Source organism: Streptococcus sp. NLN76, from assembly GCF_015686645.1.
Lineage (GTDB): Bacteria > Bacillota > Bacilli > Lactobacillales > Streptococcaceae > Streptococcus.
Genome location: NZ_JADPMS010000101.1, coordinates 1 through 945, shown reverse-complemented (window position 1 = coordinate 945; position 945 = coordinate 1). Strand labels below are relative to the sequence as shown.

The following is a 945-nucleotide window of genomic DNA, read 5'->3' as shown; positions in this document are numbered from 1 at the left end:
CTGCTTTTCTGATGCTGTTTATGCCTGTAAACAATTTCTGAAAAACAGGCTCACTTCTTCTAAGTTGAAAACTTACATAGAAAGACATTTATCAATCATTCGTCCAGGTCGGACGTTTGAAAGGCGACTGAAAAATCAATCAGTAGTAAGTTTCACCTATAGAGTATCATAATTTTTAAAAAAGGTCACAAAAACCTTTATTTGGCGTGCACAAAAAGACCACATTTGAAAGTCTGATGTAATTATGAGCTTTCAAATGTGGTCTTATTCTAAATTCTAGGTCTTAACTTAATGACATTGTCAACTGTGAATGGTTTTTTCTTATATTACTGTGTTAGCTCGTCTTGCCGTACTTATTTGGAGAGTGAGACAGAACGATTTTCACAAATAAAATCGTTCGTTACAAGTCTTTGTTTCAAGTTGTAAGCTGAAACGGTTTCTCCCCAAACCGACCTCGCTCTTTTATTGTTAGGCTCGGGTTCAAACAGTCTCTTCCCAGACTGTTTGAATCCCACCTCCGGTCTAAAGGCATGTTGAATGCCTTTAGAGTTTCTAAATGAAAGGAACGAAGTTCATGTCAATGTTGATTCGGTTACTTTCGGAGGTCAACGAGTCAGGAATTGACTCGTTGAGTATCTGGATAAGAGAACAGGAAATATTCTCTCAATAAAAGCGAACAATTGTTATTTGCTACCTCAAACAGCCTTTTAGCTGTTTGACCAATCAACCACTGCGTCACAGTTAATTCACTAACTAAAATAGGAAGGTTGAGACTTTTGTCCCACGCTCCTCAGCAAGCTCAAAATCTCCCCCAGAGATTTTTCTACCATTTGTCAACCATTTTTCTAAAAATAGGACAATTTATTTGGCAGATTGATGCCTGCTGAGCCTAGTTGTGAAGCAAAGAGAAGGGGATTTTGTGTCAAGGCCTTGAGCGTATGCGTG

Annotated in this window: 1 pseudogene; it reads left to right on the top strand. The window is 38.3% G+C overall.

Annotated elements, in window-relative coordinates:
• A pseudogene (locus I1A59_RS09755) lies at nucleotides 1-172 on the top strand (IS4 family transposase); the annotation flags it as partial.
• Nucleotides 173-945 lie beyond the last annotated feature (773 nt).